The sequence below is a fragment of the Psychrobacter cryohalolentis K5 genome (assembly GCF_000013905.1).
Classification (GTDB): Bacteria; Pseudomonadota; Gammaproteobacteria; order Pseudomonadales; family Moraxellaceae; genus Psychrobacter; species Psychrobacter cryohalolentis.
Genome location: NC_007969.1, coordinates 2,129,637 through 2,149,171 on the forward strand (window position 1 = coordinate 2,129,637; position 19,535 = coordinate 2,149,171).

General features: G+C 43.5%; 14 protein-coding genes and 2 tRNA genes. 4 read left to right on the forward strand and 12 right to left on the reverse strand.

Annotation, left to right across the window (positions count from 1 at the left end):
• Positions 1–8 precede the first annotated feature (8 nt).
• From PCRYO_RS08780 to gyrA, 5 genes are all read right to left on the reverse strand, one after another.
• A complete protein-coding gene (locus PCRYO_RS08780) occupies positions 9–1,130 on the reverse strand; it encodes a ribonuclease Z (RefSeq protein ID WP_011514045.1) in 1,122 nt (373 codons plus the stop codon).
• Between the two features lie 32 nt (positions 1,131–1,162).
• Positions 1,163–1,423, reverse strand: a complete 261-nt coding sequence (locus PCRYO_RS08785) for a hypothetical protein (RefSeq protein ID WP_011514046.1) — start codon at positions 1,421–1,423, stop codon at positions 1,163–1,165.
• An 87-nt stretch (positions 1,424–1,510) separates the two neighbouring features.
• Positions 1,511–2,179: a glutathione S-transferase gene (locus PCRYO_RS08790; protein ID WP_011514047.1), complete on the reverse strand. Its 669-nt coding sequence runs from the start codon at positions 2,177–2,179 to the stop codon at positions 1,511–1,513.
• Positions 2,180–2,403: 224 nt separating this feature from the next.
• Positions 2,404–3,474, reverse strand: a complete 1,071-nt coding sequence (rarD, locus tag PCRYO_RS08795) for an EamA family transporter RarD (protein WP_011514048.1) — start codon at positions 3,472–3,474, stop codon at positions 2,404–2,406.
• Between the two features lie 111 nt (positions 3,475–3,585).
• Complete coding sequence (gene gyrA / locus PCRYO_RS08800) at positions 3,586–6,372, reverse strand: DNA gyrase subunit A (RefSeq protein WP_011514049.1); 2,787 nt, start codon at positions 6,370–6,372, stop codon at positions 3,586–3,588.
• Between the two features lie 507 nt (positions 6,373–6,879).
• Between gyrA and PCRYO_RS08805 the strand changes: the two genes are divergently transcribed.
• A complete protein-coding gene (locus PCRYO_RS08805; RefSeq protein WP_011514050.1) occupies positions 6,880–7,767 on the forward strand; it encodes a methyltransferase domain-containing protein in 888 nt (295 codons plus the stop codon).
• A gap of 73 nt (positions 7,768–7,840) precedes the next feature.
• Here PCRYO_RS08805 and PCRYO_RS08810 read toward each other — a convergent pair whose 3' ends face one another.
• The 7 genes from PCRYO_RS08810 to PCRYO_RS08840 form a co-directional block, all read right to left on the reverse strand.
• The gene (locus PCRYO_RS08810) at positions 7,841–9,100 is read right to left on the reverse strand and encodes an ABC transporter ATP-binding protein (RefSeq protein WP_406626782.1); all 1,260 of its coding nucleotides are present in this window, start codon (positions 9,098–9,100) and stop codon (positions 7,841–7,843) included.
• A gap of 257 nt (positions 9,101–9,357) precedes the next feature.
• Positions 9,358–11,043: an ABC transporter permease gene (locus PCRYO_RS08815; RefSeq protein WP_011514052.1), complete on the reverse strand. Its 1,686-nt coding sequence runs from the start codon at positions 11,041–11,043 to the stop codon at positions 9,358–9,360.
• A 69-nt stretch (positions 11,044–11,112) separates the two neighbouring features.
• A complete protein-coding gene (locus PCRYO_RS08820; protein WP_011514053.1) occupies positions 11,113–12,237 on the reverse strand; it encodes a Fe(3+) ABC transporter substrate-binding protein in 1,125 nt (374 codons plus the stop codon).
• 261 nt (positions 12,238–12,498) lie between these two features.
• The gene (locus PCRYO_RS08825) at positions 12,499–13,242 is read right to left on the reverse strand and encodes a 16S rRNA (uracil(1498)-N(3))-methyltransferase (RefSeq protein WP_011514054.1); all 744 of its coding nucleotides are present in this window, start codon (positions 13,240–13,242) and stop codon (positions 12,499–12,501) included.
• An 8-nt stretch (positions 13,243–13,250) separates the two neighbouring features.
• Positions 13,251–14,846, reverse strand: coding sequence for a 3-deoxy-D-manno-octulosonic acid transferase (locus PCRYO_RS08830; RefSeq protein WP_011514055.1), 1,596 nt, complete (start codon positions 14,844–14,846; stop codon positions 13,251–13,253).
• A gap of 122 nt (positions 14,847–14,968) precedes the next feature.
• Positions 14,969–16,468: a tetratricopeptide repeat protein gene (locus PCRYO_RS08835; RefSeq protein WP_011514056.1), complete on the reverse strand. Its 1,500-nt coding sequence runs from the start codon at positions 16,466–16,468 to the stop codon at positions 14,969–14,971.
• Between the two features lie 102 nt (positions 16,469–16,570).
• A complete protein-coding gene (locus PCRYO_RS08840) occupies positions 16,571–18,214 on the reverse strand; it encodes a cardiolipin synthase (RefSeq protein WP_041753169.1) in 1,644 nt (547 codons plus the stop codon).
• A gap of 281 nt (positions 18,215–18,495) precedes the next feature.
• Between PCRYO_RS08840 and PCRYO_RS08845 the strand changes: the two genes are divergently transcribed.
• The 3 genes from PCRYO_RS08845 to PCRYO_RS08855 all read left to right on the forward strand — a co-directional run bounded on the left by PCRYO_RS08845 (position 18,496) and on the right by PCRYO_RS08855 (position 19,477).
• A tRNA-Val gene (locus PCRYO_RS08845) sits at positions 18,496–18,571 on the forward strand.
• Between the two features lie 65 nt (positions 18,572–18,636).
• A tRNA-Asp gene (locus PCRYO_RS08850) sits at positions 18,637–18,713 on the forward strand.
• 413 nt (positions 18,714–19,126) lie between these two features.
• Complete coding sequence (locus PCRYO_RS08855; protein WP_011514058.1) at positions 19,127–19,477, forward strand: pyridoxal-phosphate dependent enzyme; 351 nt, start codon at positions 19,127–19,129, stop codon at positions 19,475–19,477.
• The last annotated feature ends 58 nt before the right edge of the window (positions 19,478–19,535 follow it).

The window sequence follows — 19,535 nt, forward strand, 5'->3', positions numbered from 1 at the left end:
AACTCATATCATGTATTTTTATGGTCGCGTGCAGAGCCTAAATACTGTACGCGACTGCCTATATCATCACCCACTTCTTCCGCTGTTCCATTCACCAGATATTGGTCAAAATCTGCTGCCAGCCATAGATTACCTTGGTAAACACTTTCGGTATCCAATCGAATATGCGCCATATTTGGCGTGCTGCTATTTGGATTGTCAAAGCTCTGATAACGGGCGCTAAAATGGGTGAGAACTAGGTTTTTAAGCCCATTGTCTTGGGCAAATCGACCCAATAACTGCGCGCTACTATGCATTGGATCAAAATCTGGATTTTTTGCCTGAATCTTATTCAATAACTCATGAGTATATGTAGCTTCATGAACGAGTAAATCCGCATCAGCTATAGCATTGTTAAGACACTCTGGCGTATCGTTATCTCCAGCCACCACTACCCTTGTACGCTGACTCTCATTATCGACATAACCTGTTGAACGAAGCTTGCGACCGTCTTCGGTCATAACATCTTCGCCCTGTTGCAGTCTGCCCCACAGCGCGTTGGCTGGAATATTATCTGCTATCAGCTTGTCCTTATCAAGATGGCGATGACTGATCGTCTGGCTGATACCAAAGCCATAAGAGGGAACGCGATGCGATAACGGCGTGATATCAATTTCAAGCTGATGTTGATTGTCTAAGCTGATAGTTACCTGAGCTTTATTTTTACTATCTTGCTCAGATAGCAAATCTTCTATCGCCATAAAGTTAATAGCAAATGGAAAGTGCAATTTGGTAGTCAAAATAAGAGCATCAAGCAGTGTGGCAATCGCTTTTGGCGCAAGCAGTATCAGCGGCGCAGTACGTCCTGACATTGCCGCACTCGCTAACAACCCCGGCAAACCATAGCAATGGTCGCCATGCACATGAGTAATGCAAATCGCTTGTAACTGATGTAAAGATAACTTGGTATGTAAGAGCTGATGCTGCGTACCTTCACCGCAATCAATCAATAACCACGGCCGTGATTTCTTGTTTTGCTGTTGATTTGTCCCTGAGCTATAAGGGTTGATGCACTCGATGGCAAGCGCCGTTACATTACGTTGCTTGGTTGGCACACCTGCTGAGGTACCCAAAAAAGTGAGTTTTAGCATCGCTTATCTCTGCTGATTATCATTACGAGCTGTTATGGCAACTGACATATCATAGTTTTTTTGCCTTCAATCATCTGTCCGCCATTTGCCGTACATTCATTGACCATATTGGATTCATACGACTTCCAGCCACCATAGAAGCTGGCAATGCATAGAATCACTACCAACAGTTTTTGTGACCATGCTTTAATGGAAACTTGCTGACTGTTCACATTATTAACAAACTCATTAAGTGGTTGTTCATTAGCACTGTTGGTATGGTCAGTATTATTCGACTTATTCAAATCTGTCATTTTTCATCCTAAAAAAAGGGTTTGTCTATAAATAAACAAAGCCCTTTATTGTTATATTAAATCAATAATTAATAATAAGCGTCGCACTTAAAACTGTAGACGACCGCCCTTTTCTTCTGCACGCTTAAAGGCATCACGTTCTTCACAACGCTTAAGCCAAGTTAAGACATTGGTATATTTACTACTGTCTAAACCTGCGCCTGCATTGGCACCGACCACAGCCAGATGCATCTGAATATCAGCGGCGCTAAATTCTGCTCCGGCAAACCAATGGTTGTCTTGTAAATGCTGCTCCATCATATCGAGTATGGCAGTCAAGCTTTTGCTTATCATGCTTTTTTCGACTTGCTTTTTGATGCTTTTACTCACAGTTTTGATCAGCATCGGCGACTGCTCAACCACTTTAGTAAATACCAAACGCATGACCAACGGCGGCATCACTGATGCTTCGGCAAAGTGTAGCCAAAACGTATAGGCCTCCCACGCCGCTTCATTGTCATCAGCAGGCTTAAACTGCCTTTCTTTATCATAGTGCTTTAATAGATACTCGATGATAAAGCCTGACTCAATCAGCACACGACCATCGACCTCTAGCATCGGTGCATGACCGAGCGGGTGTATTTGCTTTAAGCTGTCAGGGGCACGGTACGCTTTGTTACGCTGGTAGCAAGTCAGTTGGTAGTCGGCATTCAGCTCTTCTAATAGCCATAAGATACGAAATGAGCGTGAGTTTGCCAAGTGATGAAGGTGTAGCATAAACCATCCTTATAATAAGTTTTTAGTATTCAATAGCAGATTTTATAAGTCAACTCTTCAATATTCTGTTTAAATAAAGGAGTTTAATAAATCAAACAACCCGATTTAAGTCAATAATAATGCTTGATAATAACTCACTTATTGTTTTTATTATAGCTTTACTATGTAGCTTGACTTATCAAACCGCTTTTATCGGGCCACACTACTTATCATTACATCAATAACTACTTTGAATCTAACGCTTGGATTTTACGCGTGATTTTATCTATTCGCTGTTGGTATTTCCTGATTTTACGAAAACGGTGCGCCTTTAATACCCCTTCTATACGATGGTCGATAAAACGGCGGCGTGGTGGGAAACTCCCAACTTGTGGCTCTCGGTAACCATGCAAATGATTGTCACGGCGTCGGATAAGAAAGCCTTTCATACTATCAGCAATCATAATAAACAATGCCAGTGTAATCATGCCATACATGAATAACGAGCCTCCTTCATCCAGACTTTGATTTAACACAGTAATAGATAATACAAATAGCAGCATAGGCTCTATGTAGCTGAGCGCTCCAAATAACGACACTGGCAGCTTACTACTAGCAACCATAGTTAGAGACATGGCAAGCGCACTAAAAGCGCCTAGCAGGGGCAATATGTACCAAAATTTGGTATTTTGCGCCGCTACACTAAAGCCGCCGCTGCTATAAAGCATAATTAGCACCACTGGCGTCAGTAACGTCAAATCTGATAACAGACCTGTAATAGGCGGCACAGCAAGCTTACGACGTAGCAAATAATAAGGCGGATAACCCAAGCATGCAAATGCGGTTACCCAAGATATACTGCCATATTGCAATATATCATAGCCGATACCGAGCGCAGCACATATCGCTGCTAACCATTGCAAAACACTCATATGCTCATGATAGAAAAAACGCCCAATCACAATCATGACCAACGGCAATAAAAAATAGCCCAAGGTCACATCAAGACCAAAGCCATTGACCGGTCCCCACATAAACAGCCAAATCTGCCCACCTAAAATTGGGGTTGGCAGTACAAAAATAATCCACTCTTTTGGCGTCTTTAGTGTTTTGAGATAATCAAATACATGCTGCCACTGTTTTGTAAGACTGACCAATAGCACTAGGCTCAGGAGCATCATCAATACACGCCACGAAGCCACCTGCGTACCCGTTAATGGCAGCATAAATAGCCCAAATAGAAACATCAAAGAAAACAAAAAACTTGATGATACTGAAGCCAAAGTTCCCTGAACGGTCTGATTGGTCGTAAGCATAACAACAGCCTTAAAAAACAGAAAAAAAACAAAGCCTCCAACGATAACGTCAGAGGCTTTTTTTATAAAAGGTAATAAAAGAATAGACCAAAAAGCTAACTAATAAAAGCGTTATTCGTCAGTGTCAGTTTCTGTATGACTAGTATCATCAAAGTCTGTCTCTGTAGCATCACTATTCGCCGCATCAACATCCATCTGTTCTTGACCTTTTACTTCAAACGTTCCATCTTCTCTCATTGCATCAATCAGCTCATTGTTACCCTCTTCGTGCTCAACACGCGCCATAGCAACCAGTTTTTCATCTTTTGATAAACGAATCAGCGTGACGCCTTGAGTATTACGACCAGAGCTTGCTACATGCTCAACTGGGGTACGTACTAAAGTACCTTTGTCTGAAATTAAAATAATATCGTCTGTAGAGTCCACCTTGGTAGCACGAACCAGCGCACCATTACGCGTGCTAGTTTTAATAGCGATAACACCGCCACCGCCACGATTTTGCGTGTTGAACTCATCAATAAAGGTGCGTTTGCCAAAGCCGTTTTCACAAGCAATTAAAATTTCGCGGACGTCATCTTCAATCACTACCAACGATTTGATAAATTCATCAGCAGTCAGGCGCATACCGCGGACACCTTTCGCCGTACGACCCATCGCACGAGCATCCGTCTCATTAAAACGAATGGCTTTACCACTTGACGCAAATAGCATGACCTCTTGGCTACCATTGGTGATACGAGCGCTCACCAATTTATCGCCTTCTTCTAAGCCAACTGCAATCAAACCGTTCGAGCGAATATTGGCAAACTGTTTCAGCTCGACACGCTTCACTGTACCATTTGCCGTTGCAAAAAATACAAAAGGCGGCTCTGCTTGCGTGCTATCGTCTAATAGATCATCACTATCTAGTGTGACATCTGCTGATGTCTCACCTTTGCTAGATAACTCTTCTACGATTTTTGGGATAGGCAATATCGTTGTGACCGTTTCATCAGCATTTAAGCCAATAAGATTGACCAGTGGACGACCACGGGCGCCGCGGCTGGCAATTGGCACTTCAAAACCACGTAAACTAAAGACACGACCCGTATCGGTAAAGCACAGTACGGTTGCGTGCGTTGAAGTCACGATTAAATGATCAATCACATCGTCTTCTTTCATCGCCGTCGCTGATTTGCCTTTACCGCCACGTTTTTGCGCCACATAGTCGTCAATGGGTTGAGTTTTGGCATAGCCAGTACGCGATACCGTCATTACCACGGTTTGCTCTGGGATCAAGTCTTCACGGTTAAAGTCCATACGCGAATCAATAATATCAGTGCGACGCTCATCACCAAAATTATCACGGATTTCAATCATCTCGTTTGAGATAATGGTCATTAGCTTATCAAAATCACCAAGGATCGATTCTAAATGGGCAATTTCACGCAACAAGTCTTGGTATTCTTCAGTTAATTTATCTTGCTCAAGACCCGTTAGACGATGTAGTTGCATGTCTAAAATCGCATTGACCTGCTCAAGCGATAAGCGATAGCTTTCTTGATTATTAATCAGACCAAATGGCGCTTTTGGATCTTCGCCTTCGATAAAGTCAGGACGTACCGACTGGCTGCCTGCAGCGGTTAGCATCGCTACAACACTACCTGACCCCCAAGTATTACTCAGTAAGTTTTCACGAGCTAAGCCGCGGTTTGCAGACGCTTTAATCGTCGCAATAATCTCATCAATGTTCGCTAGTGCAACGGTCAAACCTTCTAATAAGTGACCACGGACACGGGCTTTATTGAGCTCAAAAATGGTACGGCGCGTTACCACTTCTTGACGATGGCGGACAAATGCCGCAATCAGTTGACGCAAAGTCAATAATTTCGGCTGACCATTATCGAGCGCCACCATATTGATACTAAAGCTAGACTCAAGGGGCGTTTGCAGGAACAAGTTGTTAACGATCACTTCCGCTGTTTCGCCACGACGTAAATCAATAGCGATACGCATGCCGTCTTTATCAGACTCATCACGAATCTCGGTAATACCTTCGATTTTTTTGTCACGCACAAGTTCTGCAATACGCTCAATCAGCTTGGCTTTATTGGTTTGATAAGGCACTTCGGTGAAAACAATACGCTCACGGTCACGGTTGACACCCGTCTCACTCATCGGCTCAATAATATATCGACCACGTACATGCAAGCGACCTTTACCAGTACGATAAGCATCTAAGATACCGGCGCGACCATAGATAATACCGCCTGTCGGGAAGTCAGGACCTGAGATATGCGACATCAGCTCTTCAGCAGATATTTGCGGATTTTCAGCATAAGCTAAGCAAGCGTTAATAACCTCGGTCAGGTTATGCGGCGCCATATTGGTCGCCATACCAACTGCAATACCGGTAGCACCATTAATCAATAAATTAGGAATACGCGCAGGCAACACGCTTGGCATACGCTCAGAGCCATCGTAGTTGTCCTCCCAATCGACGGTATCTTTATCCAAGTCAGCAAGCATTTGATGGGTCAACTTGGTCATACGCACTTCGGTATAACGCATCGCTGCCGGAGGATCATCATCAATTGAGCCAAAGTTACCTTGACCATCAACCATCGGGTAACGCAAGCTAAAATCCTGTGCCATACGTACGATGGCATCATAGACGGCACTATCGCCATGTGGGTGATACTTACCAATGACATCGCCGACCACACGTGCAGATTTCTTGTAGGCTTTGTTATAGTCATTAGACAATACATGCATCGCATACATCACACGGCGGTGTACTGGTTTGAACCCATCACGCACATCAGGCAGCGCGCGCGAGACGATCACGCTCATCGCATAATCCAAATAGGACTGCTTTAATTCGTCCACAATGGCAATAGGACTGACCGATTCGCTCATATACACTCCCTCACTCACATCTACTCTCTAGCATTGGCATATCTAAGCCATAATGGGCGACAATAACGGCACCAAAGCGCCGTTATATAATAAATATAGTGACCATCAAAAAAGGCTTAGCAACCATTCAAATCTATAGAGAATTAGCGATAGTTTTAATGTTGAATAAAAGAAGCTATTTTAGCACAAATTTGTTGATTTAGGGGGTTCTAGGTGCTATTAAAATCAAGCAAAACAGTTCATTAGTTGCTACTTTTTGCATCAATTACCATGATTTAAAAACCTTTCCCGACAGCATTGATATCACTGGCTAATTTTGCCATTGATATATATGAAGACCGTTATTTAGCCAATACCATTTAACGCCCATTTTTTCAAATAGCGCATAATCAGAGTTGGGTGTTGACGCAATTTAAAAACAATCCTAAAAAGACGTCAACGCTAGATTAGCGCCCTGCTTTATTGTACGATACGCCACCATACATCCTCCAATATAGACAAATCTTTATGCCAACCAATCCTCAATATATTAATAATAGCGATGCGGTAAACTCTACAGAAAATGTGACAGTACAAGCGTTAAAAGAAGATGTGCGTACTGACCGCAGCTTTGATGCGATTGCCGATCATTTTGAGAAAAAGGTCTATGGTGGCTTAAAGGGAGACATTCGATTAGCAGTATTGCGCCGTGATCTTTTTGAATACTGCGCGCAGACGAGCCACAAACTTGGGCGACCTTTACGTATTTTGGATGTGGGTGCAGGGCTTGCGCAAATTGCGATTGAGCTTGCGACTCAAGGACATATACTGGTCATCAATGATATCTCGGCCAATATGTTAGATAAGGCGCAAGAGCGCGCTGCACAAAGTAGTGCAAACGATGAAAAATTGAATATTACGTGGTATGTATGCCCGTATCAAGAGCTTGAAGAAAAGCTGGCTGATAAGACGGAGAAATTTGATTTAATCATGTGTCACGCGCTACTTGAATGGTTGGCAGAGCCTGCCGCGGTAATGGACTTTTTTGACCAGCAATTATCCGATAATGGAGCATTATCGCTGTGCTTTTATAATCCAGCAAGTTTTGATTATCGTAATTTGATAATGGGTAATTTCAACTTATTAGATAACACTGAATATAAAGCCGATAGTAAAAAAAGCCTGACGCCCAATCATCCGGTTGCAAAGGAAGAGGTTGAAGCTTGGCTACAGGCGCATGATTATCAGACTCTGATCGCCAGCGGTCTGCGCGTATTCCATGATTATTCGCCGCTAAAACGTGGTGGGCATAACGATCCTGAAGCGGTCATACGTATGGAGTTACGCTACTCGCAACTGGATCCCTATAAGTGGCTTGGGCGCTACTTACATCTTCTAGCGACACGTGTCTCTTAAACACATGCCTCTTAAAAGCTTTAAAACTTCGACACCATGCATCCTTTCGGTAAAGACAACTTAATAAACGCTATCATATGTCCTCAAACCGCTCTGACCTATCATACTCTGACCACGTGGTAGCGTTGATATCCTTTTCGTCAAATACCACCACATGCTCCAGTATCGGCAAGATACCGATTTGGGTGCCGACTTCATGATTATGATGACTGGCGACCAATGACAATACCGTTTGACCATCATCTAGTTGCAAGCGATAGAGATAATTGGCACCGCGAAATACCCGACCAACCACTAAGGCGGTCTGCGTACTGTCATCATCATGGATAATGTCATCGGGACGCACCAATACCTTAATCGGCGTACCATTCGGATAGTCGTATTCACAATACTGCGGCTGACCGGACGCATCATAGACTTCCATCCGCCGATAAATATCACCAAGCGCCGTCTCGACATGACCTTCTTTGATGATGCCGTCTATCATCGCGCCTTCACCGACGAACTCAGCGACGAATGGGCTGACCGGCTCATGATATAGCTCACTTGGGGTTGCCCACTGTACCAGCTTACCTTTATGCATGACGCCGACTTTATCAGCGAGCGCAAACGCTTCATTTTGATCATGAGTGACCAAAATCGCAGTGGTATTGGTGCGCTTTAGAATATCGCGGACATTCATAGCTAATGATTCACGCAGTACTACATCCAAGTTCGAAAACGGCTCATCGAGCAGTAATAACTTAGGCTTCGGTGCCAATGCACGAGCCAATGCCACCCGCTGCTGCTGTCCACCTGAGAGCTCGCTTGGGCGTTTATCGGCATGTTCAGACAATTCTACCAGCGCTAGCATCTCAGCAACACGGGCTTTTTTGTCGGCAGCCGACCATTTATTGAGACCAAAGCCGATATTTTTTGCCACGCTTAAATGACCAAATAGCGCATAGTCTTGAAATACCATCCCCATGCCGCGCTTGGCAGGTGCAACGGCAAATGAGACACGCGCCGCTTGCTCTGTTAGTCGCTGATTGTTAAGCGTGATTTTGCCGCTACGACTCTCTTCTAACCCTGCAATCGCTCTTAATGCCGTGGTCTTACCACAGCCGCTATAACCTAAAAAGCAACCAATTTCACCTTGCTGTAGGTTCAGTGACAAACCATTGACTACTATGGTGTCGTCATAGCCAACCACCAAGTCCTGTACACTAAAATATGGCTGAGTGGCAGCGGTTTCATGATTTTGAATGAAGGTACTATCTAAATTAGCAACACCTTGTTGTAACTCTCTTTCCGCTACAGCTTGCGCCATTTGCGCTTTGGTTATGATAGTCATAGGTGGCTTTTTCACATTACTTTGTCGTGCTTTACTCTGAGGTTCTACAGAATCAGAGTCTGCTGGATTTATGGAATCGTTCATCAAGTCAGTATACATAGACAGTACCAATAAGCTATTAGTGAAGAAAATCCAGCGTCACAACATTCAAAATATTAGACGTTAAAAACATGAAACTTTAAAAGTGTGAATAACGTAAGAAGCACCAATTAGAATCCGTTGATCATTTAAGCACAATACTTTAATTAAAAAACACCTTAACCCTGCTTATCGCTTTGACGCAGTAATATCCAAACAGGAATAAGACCGACCAATACAATCAACAAACTTGGTAATGCAGCGCGACCCCACATGCCTTCACTGGTCATCTCAAATACCCGAACGGCTAGCGTATCCCAACCTTGACGCCGCGTCATCAAAGTAATCGGCATCTCTTTCATCACTTCGACAAAACCCATCAACAAACCCGTTAACACCCCTGGGCTCAATACGGGCAACATCACTTGCCGCCAGCGCTGAAAAGGGCTATCGCTAAGCAATTTAGCAGCCGCTTCTTGATTGACGGTCAAGCGCTGAAGCTGACGGTCTACCGGCTGAAAACTGACCGTCATAAAACGGGTCGATAGAGCCAGCAGCATTACGATCACACTCCCAGATAAAAACTGCGTGGAGGTTATGCCATAAGCAATCAGCTGATTATCCAGCCACGCAATCGGAATAAAGATCCCGACCGCTAATACCGTACCCGGCACCACATAGCCCAAATTAGCTAAAGTAGTCATAAGCTTGGTAGATTTGTCCGGATATTGACGCTTAATCCACGCAATCATAATCGCTAAGACCGCAATAAACGCAGTGGTAATACTAGCAATCATGAGGCTGTTGGTGACAAAATCAATATAGCGGGCATCAAAATCTTGCTGAAAATTTGCCGCTGTCCAATAGATAAGCTGTGCAAACGGGATCAAAAATGCTATCAAAAATACCAGCGTACAAAGCAGCGTCATAGCAAGCTTAGCTGGTTTACTGACCTCAAAACGTTGGCTACTACCTTGGGTAATAGTATTACCGCGTTTTGCTTGCCAATACTGTTCAAATAAGACAACGATGAAGACCACACCAATTAATAGTGCTGCCAACTGTGCCGCTGTCGTCAAGCTAAAAAACCCAAACCAAGCTTTATAAATGGCAGTAGTAAAGGTATCAACATTGAATACTGACACCGCGCCAAAGTCTGCTAGCGTCTCCATACTTGCCAGTAGCAAACCACCGATGACCCAAGGTAATGCTTGCGGTAATGCCAACCGAAAAAACACTCGACCACGACTTAAGCCAAGCATCTGCCCAGCTTCAATAGCTCGCCTACCTTGAGATAAAAAGGCTTGGCGCGCCAGCAAATAAACATAAGGATAAAAAGCCAATGACAAGATCAGCCCTGCACCCCAGACGTTACGTACCGACGGAATGGCAGTCGTAACCCCAAAATCTCTTAATGCGGTTTGTAATGGTCCACTAAAATCAACGATACCAACTGTGACAAATGCTAAGACATAAGCTGGCATAGCAAGCGGCAACATCAGCGCCCACGAAAAAAACCGCTGTCCAGGGAAGCGGTACATACTCGTAAGCCATGCCAATGCCGTGCCAATCGTGCCAGAAATTACTGTGACCATTAATAATAAAATAGCCGTATTTTTGAGGACTTGTGGCAATACGTACTCACGCATATGCCCCCAAATATCAGCGACGGGCTGTGTCCATGACAATAACACGATTAAAATCGGTATTAGCATAAACAACGAAATCAGTCCTAAGACTGATTTCGAGATGACACGTTTACGGGTAGCATGGTCTTGGCGAATAGATTTACTCGTATTGCCTGTCTCATTACTTTCATTGACAGTATTGTTCTGACTTGCAGACGATTCTGGCATTGTTATCATAAGTTGTTACCGTGTCATACGCATCATAACTCTATTAAATAACTGACAGATTAAATGACTGGCAGACTTTTATTTATAGCCTGCTTTGTCCATCATTTGAATGGCTTGGGTTTGTAATGCACCAAATTTCTGTACATTGATATCGTCTGGTTTGAACTGACCCCAAGATCTAAGCATCTCTGACTCATCAATCCCAACTTTGACTGGGAATTCTTTATCAGCGCTAGCATAAAGACCTTGTGCGTCATCAGATGACAACCATTCCATCAGTTTCAATGCGCCATCTGCATTGTCTGAACCCGTTACTACGCCAGCACCTGAGATATTAACGTGCGTGCCTGTCGTACCTTGGTTTGCCCAAAATATTTTTACTGGGAAATCAGGCTTTTCATCAAGCAAACGACCATAGTAGTAGCTATTGGCAATACCTACTTCACACTGACCAGCAGCGATAGCTTCTAGTAGATTGGTATCATCACTGAAAACATCAGTAGCTAAGTTAGCAACCCAACCGCGGATGACCGCTTCTGTTTTTTCAGCGCCTAAATGCTCCATCATGCTCGCAACCAATGACTGGTTATAAACCTTTTTCGAGGTGCGTAGACATAATTTGCCTTTCCACTTTGGATCCGCCAAATCTGCATAAGTGGATAATTGATCAGCGCTTACTTTACTTGGGTCATAAAAAATCGTACGGGCGCGCAATGACAAACCTGTCCAGCGACCTTCTGGATCACGATACTTAGCCGGTACATTTGCTTCCAAAACGCTAGAAGCAACAGGTTGCAGTAAACCTTGCCCAGCTGCTTGCCATAAGTTACCCGCATCAACTGTCAAAAGCATATCAGCTGGGGTATTCTGACCTTCAGCTTGCAGACGCGCCATCAGTGGACCATCTTTGTCTGTAACCAGCTCAACCTTCACACCCGTCTGTTCAGTATAACGATCTAACAATGGCTTGATTAGCTGCTCATTACGTGATGAGTAGATAGTCACTGTCTGTCCATCAGCACTCGCTGCGTTGTCTTTTGCTACTTCTTGCTCAGTGCTTGGTGCTGGCGTTTCGGCATCAACACTTTCTTCTGGCGTCGATGATTTACTACAGCCAGCCAGCGCCAACATCATGCCAAATACGGCAACCGGTAAAGTAAGTTTAGCAGAAGATAAATTTGCACTGATTACATTCAATGACATGGTTTTCCCCATAATAGCGCGGCAGATAGGTAGAATAAAAAGACATTAAAAATCATGGATTGATAGGATTAAAAAGACCCTAATGTCTGGAAAGCATATACTAATGGAAATGATATTAATTATCAATACATTTATTTAGCCCGATTATTTAGTTAAATAATCAACAATTAATGCTGTGTATAATGGTTTTTTAATGGGGTTTTAATACCGTTGTAATGAATCTTGCCGCATTTCCAACTAAGACTTATATCAGTTATTATCTTACAATAGCCATTGCCCCAGAATAGCATTGACTGCCGCTTCAGTGCGCAATATTCGTGCACCGATATGTACCGCTTGGCAGCCTTGCTTTGCAAGCAGCTCAACTTCATAATCAATCCAGCCGCCTTCTGCACCGATAAAAACCATGCTTGGTAGTATCGATTTCTGAGGTGATTCAGAGCTTTCTAATTGTTGTTGCACATATTCTGAAAACGATAATTCCGCATAAGGGTGAGCGACAATAGCTCGATTGGTGATTAAGTTTGCCAACTCATCTTCAACAAAGGGCTTAAAGCGTTTTTGCAAACTGATACGCGGCGCGACGGTATCAATGCCTTGTTGCAGCCCTTCTAATACGAACTCATCAAGGCGACTCAGCATCGGGCTTTGCCAGTAGCTTTTTTGCGTACGATAGCTGTTAATCAATATGATATCGCGGACACCAAGCGCGGTCATATCCATAATCAGACGGCGCAATACTTTTGGGCGTGGCAATGCTAATACCACAGTGAGATCAAGCTTAGGCGGCGGTGCTGTGACGAAACTTATCTCACATAAATCAATACGCTCAGGCGTTATATCAGCAATAATAGCAGTGCCAAGATTGCCTTCTAACTGCCCAATTTTTAGGGTGTCGCCTACTTTCGCTCCCAGAACTTGGTTGACATGCTCAATTTGCGCCACTGCATTGATATATGCAGATTCATTAGAAAAGTTTGCAGCCGGTAATAAAATACAGTTCATAGTGGCTCTTAATTTAAATCTTGGCTAACACTTTGAAGAGCATGCTGCTCGATGACTTTTTCTATCATCGATAATTGACGACTCAATACTGCTTGCTGCTGATCGGTCATCTGCGCGCCCGCCTCCCCTGCCTGTTTAGCCAATGCTAAATGACTCATCCAATATTTTAGCTGCTGATAAATCAGCGTCTCATCATCGGCAAATTTTTGGTTTTCGTTCGCTTGTTCATCATGATTATTAGTATGATCAATCGCCTGATAAAAAGGGTTGTTTGGCTGATATAACGCCCCTACGCTTGCTAATTTATCCACGACGCTTTGGCAAGATTGCGTATGGATACCCATCAACACGGGTGTCGCCACACTTGCCGGCTCAACTGGATTATGTCCGCCCACCTCGACCAATGAGCCGCCAACCAATGCCACATCGGCAAGAGCATACCAATTCATTAACTCACCCATGCTATCCGCCAGATAGACTTGGGTAGTTATGTCGATAGCTTCTGCTGCACTGCGCCGTGCCATGGTCAAGCCTGAATTTTGAATCAGTGCTGCCACTTCATCAAAGCGCTCTGGATGGCGTGGGACGATAATAAGTAGCGCCTCTGCCAATGCAGGGTTTGACAGTAATTGCTGCTGCCATGACAGTACCGTATCCTCTTCACCACCATGAGTGCTTGCTGCCACCCAAATTGGGCGATTGACCACGCCCAAATCACTCGCCGTCACACTCGTTTTTTTTGCTAACTCTGTCTGCTCGCTATTTTCAATATCGACATCGATAGTCATGTCATCATCTGGCTCATATACATTAGACAATTTAGGCGTATTAATGACCCATTTTAGCGAGCCTGCCACACGGATTTGGGCGCTATGCGCACCCAATTGTCGAAAGCGTTTGGCGGAGTCATTATCCTGCGCAATGATTAAACTCAAATTTTTCATCATGCTGGTGCTGACTGCGCCAATTTTTTGATAGCTTTTAAAAGAGGATGCTGATAGTCGACCATTGACTAGAATACTTGGGATATGATGCTCAGATAATTTGGTTAAAATATTTGCCCATAGCTCTGTTTCTACAAATAAGGCAGCAACAGGTTGTACATGAGTCAAAAAGCGCTCAATCACCGCCGGACTATCAACCGGCACATAACTGTGACTCAATCGACCTTGCGCAATGTCTTCTGCAAATCGACTGGCACCGCGCGCAAAACCAGTCTGGGTAGTGTTGGTCAGCCATATCCGATAACCACGAGACAATAGTGCATCCAATAATGGCGCAACGGTATTGGTTTCTCCCAAAGAGACCGCGTGGCACCAGATGGTTTTATTTCGCTTATTAACATTGATGCTACTGTTTAAATCCGCAGCTGGCAGATACGTTTCTGTGGCTATAGGAGGCGCAGGATAACGCTTACCAAAACGCTGTTCAACTTCTTGCTTATAATTATCGCGCGCATGCGAGCGGCGCCATACTTGCAGGCGATATAACGGCTTTAATAAGCTTATGCCGACTTGATAATACACAGGTGGCTTATATACCGCATGGCTTTGCAGAGGCTGTGCCTGAATAGAAAGATTTTTTGAGGTGTCAGAAGATGGCATGCAAAAGCCTAGATAATTAATGGAGCAGATAATAGGAGTCGCGCACAAAAAACGCACCAATTCTACCTGAATTTATTACCAAACAATACGTTTTTAAATTCAAGGATATTGGTCATCGTTTTTTAGACCAAAATAATAATGAGTAAGGCTATTACGATAATGACTGCAAACAGTAGCTGATAGCGCTTAAGGCTATGCTGCTCTTGCTTTTGGGTGTTGATTAACGTTTGTGCTTGTTGCCACTGATCGACTAAGCTTGCCGCTTCGATGTGCCCATTTTCTGCCGCTTGCTCGAGCCAATATTTACCGACCTTAAGGTCTTGCGTAACCCCTACGCCTTGATAATACATTTTACTCAGTAAGCGCTGGGCTCGACTGTCATTTTTACTTGCCGCTTGTTGCACCCATTCAACCCCAGCCTCTATACCAGCGACTTTATCAGCGCCTTCATTTGCTATCAGACCTTCGCCGAGCAGCCCATACATCGCCAAGCGCAACATCGCAGCACTGTTTCCTGCATTTGCAGCGTCTTCTAATCCCAACAAGGCCTGCTGCTTTGCTTGCAGATGCGCCTCTGAAAAGACGACTTGCTTACGGGGTTTTTCTTGCTTGGCAATATGACGTTCAAACTGATCTAAAACCTTGCACGCCTTCTCATATTCAGTTTCGCCCGTGGTCTGTGTTACTTCTATCTCATGTAGCTCTGTTAATAGTTGGCTAAAAATCTCTGGCGTGGGTGGTTTTTTTGCGACTGCCGTGGTTTTTACTGGTTCTACTATAGGTGCTGCCGTTGCGTTTGTTATTTCTATATCTTCTGCTAATGGCATTGATGTAATTGTAGTAGCTGCTGTAGACGATACATTACCCGCTTTGTCATATGAAAGTTGATTTGTCGCCATGTCTATGGACGACTTACTATTCGAATAAAAGGATGTGCTACTATTTTCAGGGCTTACTTTCTCAATAAATGCCTTTTCATTTGCTGTTTGAGTGTTTGGTTTATCTGCTATGGTCGTATTAACCAAATGAGGCTGATGATTTACAGATTTTGGCAATCTGTCACTAACGGCTTGGTATAAGCCGCTAGCGACTTCACCACCTTGCGCCGATTTAAACGCGCGGTCGATATGACCAAATAAACGCATCCCTATCGGTTCTAAAGCAAAGAAAAGCGAGGTATTAGCTTTATCACTGCTATCTTTGGTATTAACATCAGTATCAGCGCCATAAAACATTGCCATATGCTGATAAAAATCATCGGTCGTCAGTCCTAACTTAGGATAGCGGGCATCTAGCTCAAACTGACCAAACCAACGCGGCGATTGTTGCCATTGCTGCGCCAATACTCGTCCTGCATAAAACGCCAAAAACACCATAAAGTTACGATAGCGCTCATCTTTTAATAACGTTGCTTCATCCCAAATGCTTGTTTTGACCATATCGCGGCGTATCTGAGACAGTAGCGTATCTATGCGCTGCAAGCTTGACAGCGATTCATCCAAACCACAGTGATGCAAATCCACTTCGTAAGCGATACCGCCTGCGACAGCACGCCTTGCCAAAAAATCTTGCCAATAACCTGCTGCAATATAATCAAGGGGCGTTAAGGGCGATGCAGACATAAGAAACGCGTATCCTTTAAAAAAGTAAATTAATCATAGAGGCAATGAACTAAAAGCAGTTGTGCAAAATATAGTGCTTACCTTAACTTAAAATATGTAAGGCTACAATAATGGACTAAATAAGCGTATCACATTATCAAACAAGCGTTCAGCCTTATGACGCCGTTGCCACTGATCCAAGGTTAAAAAACGACAGCTTTGTAAATACGAATCTTGACAAGCAGCAACTTGCGCGACCATTTCAGGCGTATAAATCGCCAAACTGACTTCCATGTTCAGATAAAAGCTGCGCATATCGATATTGACGGTGCCAAATATACAGTAATCGTCATCTATAACTACTGTTTTGGCATGCAGCAGACCACCCTTAAACAGAGCAATGGTAACACCCGCTTCTAACAACTCTTGGTAATACGCTTGCGAGGCGTGCTGAACTAAGAATGAATCAACCTTTTCAGGGATAATCAGCGTAACTTTGACCCCGCGCTTGGCTGCCGTCACTAGCGCGCCTGACAAAGCTTCATCCGGTACAAAGTACGGCGTTGTGATACAAATACAGTGATTAGCACGATGTAAAACGGTTACTAAGGTATTATAAATAACGTGAGCGGTCACTTGTGGCGCTGAAGGAATCAACTGCGCGACCACGCCTTTTACTACCGGCATCTGCGGAATCACTGTCGACATCGCACCAGTACAGGGGGTTTCTACATTTTCTATCCCATCATCCAATACTTTGATGCGACTATTGATGTCATTAATCGTCGGATTGCGCACATATAGCTTACGTGTGTAGCTGTTGACTCGTTGATGCAGCGCATCTAGATTGTCACTGTTTTCCGCCCCGATATCGGTCACCACCACTTTTGCCATTGCAGTCGCAATGCTAATGTCATTATCACTGACACTGCGTATCGCCACATCAATCCATTCACCGACGTCTTTATTCTGCTTAAAAAACTTAGGATCAACCAAATTAAAGCTACCGATATAACCGATATAACCATCAATAACTACGATTTTACGATGATTACGCAAATCTGAACGCTTAAATAACGTTTTAAACAACCCTACTGGCAATGACTGATGGACAAAAACGCCTGCTTTTTCTAATTTTCGATGGGCTTTACTGTTAAAAAAACTAAAACTCCCCACACTATCAATCAGAATATGACACTCAACTCCGCGTTGAGCGGCTGCCATTAACGATTCTATAACATCAAGCACCTGCCCCTTAGGATAAATAATATAAAACTCCATCAAGATACTGCGCTGAGCGGCATTGATGTCATCAATCAAACGTTTAAAAATAATATTGGCGTGTGTCAACAGTTGCATATCATGGTTTGAGAATACCCCAAACCCTGTCCAGCGCGTACCGATATGACTGACCCCACGGTAATGAGTCGGCAATACCTCTTGCCCTTCATCAAACACCAAGCGCTCCCGTTGTGCCATCTCATTCATCAGTAGTCGCGCTTGATCCATTCGCTGGCGATAACGTCGACCTATCATCGGCTCACCAACCAGCACATAGGCAATCAAGCCAAATACGGGCAAAGTAAACAAAACCGCTATCCATGCAATTGCCACCCCAATATTGCGCTGTACCGAGACAATACGCAACGTCATCACAATCATAAGAATAATATGAAATATCAGACCTAGCCCAGCAAAGTCTGTCCAAGACCATGCTGCCACTTGCTGCTCAGTAGTAGATAAAGCTTCTATTGTTTTCGCCTCCAACTGGTAATAGCACAATATAATCAAATACGACCAATCAAGTATAGTAGCTTTTATCCGCCGCGCAATAGGTAACTATTCGTTGACTAGGTAGTTGTCATATGGGCTGTTACATCATCTAGCCATACTCTCAAACGCCTTTTTAATAATCATTTTTTAAAAAATGTAAAATAGTGTTTGACAGCCATGTGTAAATCTATATAATACACACCCACAGCAGCAGAGCTTAGTGACAAACTTAGAGCTCAGTTGATGTTGAATAAATTGCCTAGCAATTGTTCGAAGGGTGATTAGCTCAGTTGGTAGAGCGTCTGCCTTACACGCAGAATGTCGGCGGTTCGAATCCGTCATCACCCACCACTATTTAGTATAGCGTTACTCTAAAGTAGTAAGCTAAGTGGTTAAATAAACTAAGTATGACCTAAGCAGCGGTAGTTCAGTTGGTTAGAATACCGGCCTGTCACGCCGGGGGTCGCGGGTTCGAGTCCCGTCCGCTGCGCCATATTTAAAACTTAGTTTTAATACAAAAGTTTCAACCTCAAACATTAGATTGTTTGAGGTTTTTTTGTGTTTATTATTTACCTAAACCTCTATTATAGGTAATCCCTGCCTTTTAAATCTTCTGTCCTCCCGTGGCTCACTGGCTCCTTACTCTCCTCCGTTATCTATCTTCAATAATAAATAATTACTATTATTAAAGTCGCCATTTGAATAGTCGGTGATTAAACGATGACCATCCTTATCCTTTTACATGACATACTCATGATGTGGTCAATTTTCATGGAAGAGAGTCTTATACTAAATGTCGCTAAAAATAATTTTTATACTGGTCAGAACTCACCTCTATTCACTGTAAAAATTGCTAAGCCAGCTCATGCATTTCATTGTTAAATTGATGGGTAGCAACCAACACCTTTGGTCTCGTTACCACTGCTGGCAACTAAACTCGGCGTTAAATCAACTTTAGTAAAAGATGAATCAAAGCGTTTTGGACTTAATGCCTATAAAGCTCTAGGTGGTTCCTACGCGCTAGGATGCATATTAGCAAAACACCTTAATATAGATATAGTCGATATTGATATAGCAACGGTCGACTCTAAGCTTGGTAAACCTTTGGTATTTGCTACTGCAATAGTAGGTAATCATGGTACTGGCGTTGCATGGGCTGCGTTAAAAACTAAGACAGCCTTATTAATCATGACTCAAATAACACCTCTAGATTATAATTTGGATTATTTAATACAAAAAAGCCTTCAAACAAATTAGCCCAATCGTAGCGCTTGATTCATCTGAAGGCTTTCTTGATAGCTTTTTTTCTAAGGTG

What these genes read in the sequence shown, in the direction of transcription:
- PCRYO_RS08780 (WP_011514045.1), bottom strand. Translation starts at nt 1,130, where the DNA reads ATGCTAAAACTCACTTTTTTGGGTACCTCAGCAGGTGTGCCAACCAAG.
- PCRYO_RS08785 (WP_011514046.1), bottom strand. Translation starts at nt 1,423, where the DNA reads ATGACAGATTTGAATAAGTCGAATAATACTGACCATACCAACAGTGCT.
- PCRYO_RS08790 (WP_011514047.1), bottom strand. Translation starts at nt 2,179, where the DNA reads ATGCTACACCTTCATCACTTGGCAAACTCACGCTCATTTCGTATCTTA.
- rarD (WP_011514048.1), bottom strand. Translation starts at nt 3,474, where the DNA reads ATGCTTACGACCAATCAGACCGTTCAGGGAACTTTGGCTTCAGTATCA.
- gyrA (WP_011514049.1), bottom strand. Translation starts at nt 6,372, where the DNA reads ATGAGCGAATCGGTCAGTCCTATTGCCATTGTGGACGAATTAAAGCAG.
- PCRYO_RS08805 (WP_011514050.1), top strand. Translation starts at nt 6,880, where the DNA reads ATGCCAACCAATCCTCAATATATTAATAATAGCGATGCGGTAAACTCT.
- PCRYO_RS08810 (WP_406626782.1), bottom strand. Translation starts at nt 9,100, where the DNA reads ATGACTATCATAACCAAAGCGCAAATGGCGCAAGCTGTAGCGGAAAGA.
- PCRYO_RS08815 (WP_011514052.1), bottom strand. Translation starts at nt 11,043, where the DNA reads ATGATAACAATGCCAGAATCGTCTGCAAGTCAGAACAATACTGTCAAT.
- PCRYO_RS08820 (WP_011514053.1), bottom strand. Translation starts at nt 12,237, where the DNA reads ATGTCATTGAATGTAATCAGTGCAAATTTATCTTCTGCTAAACTTACT.
- PCRYO_RS08825 (WP_011514054.1), bottom strand. Translation starts at nt 13,242, where the DNA reads ATGAACTGTATTTTATTACCGGCTGCAAACTTTTCTAATGAATCTGCA.
- PCRYO_RS08830 (WP_011514055.1), bottom strand. Translation starts at nt 14,846, where the DNA reads ATGCCATCTTCTGACACCTCAAAAAATCTTTCTATTCAGGCACAGCCT.
- PCRYO_RS08835 (WP_011514056.1), bottom strand. Translation starts at nt 16,468, where the DNA reads ATGTCTGCATCGCCCTTAACGCCCCTTGATTATATTGCAGCAGGTTAT.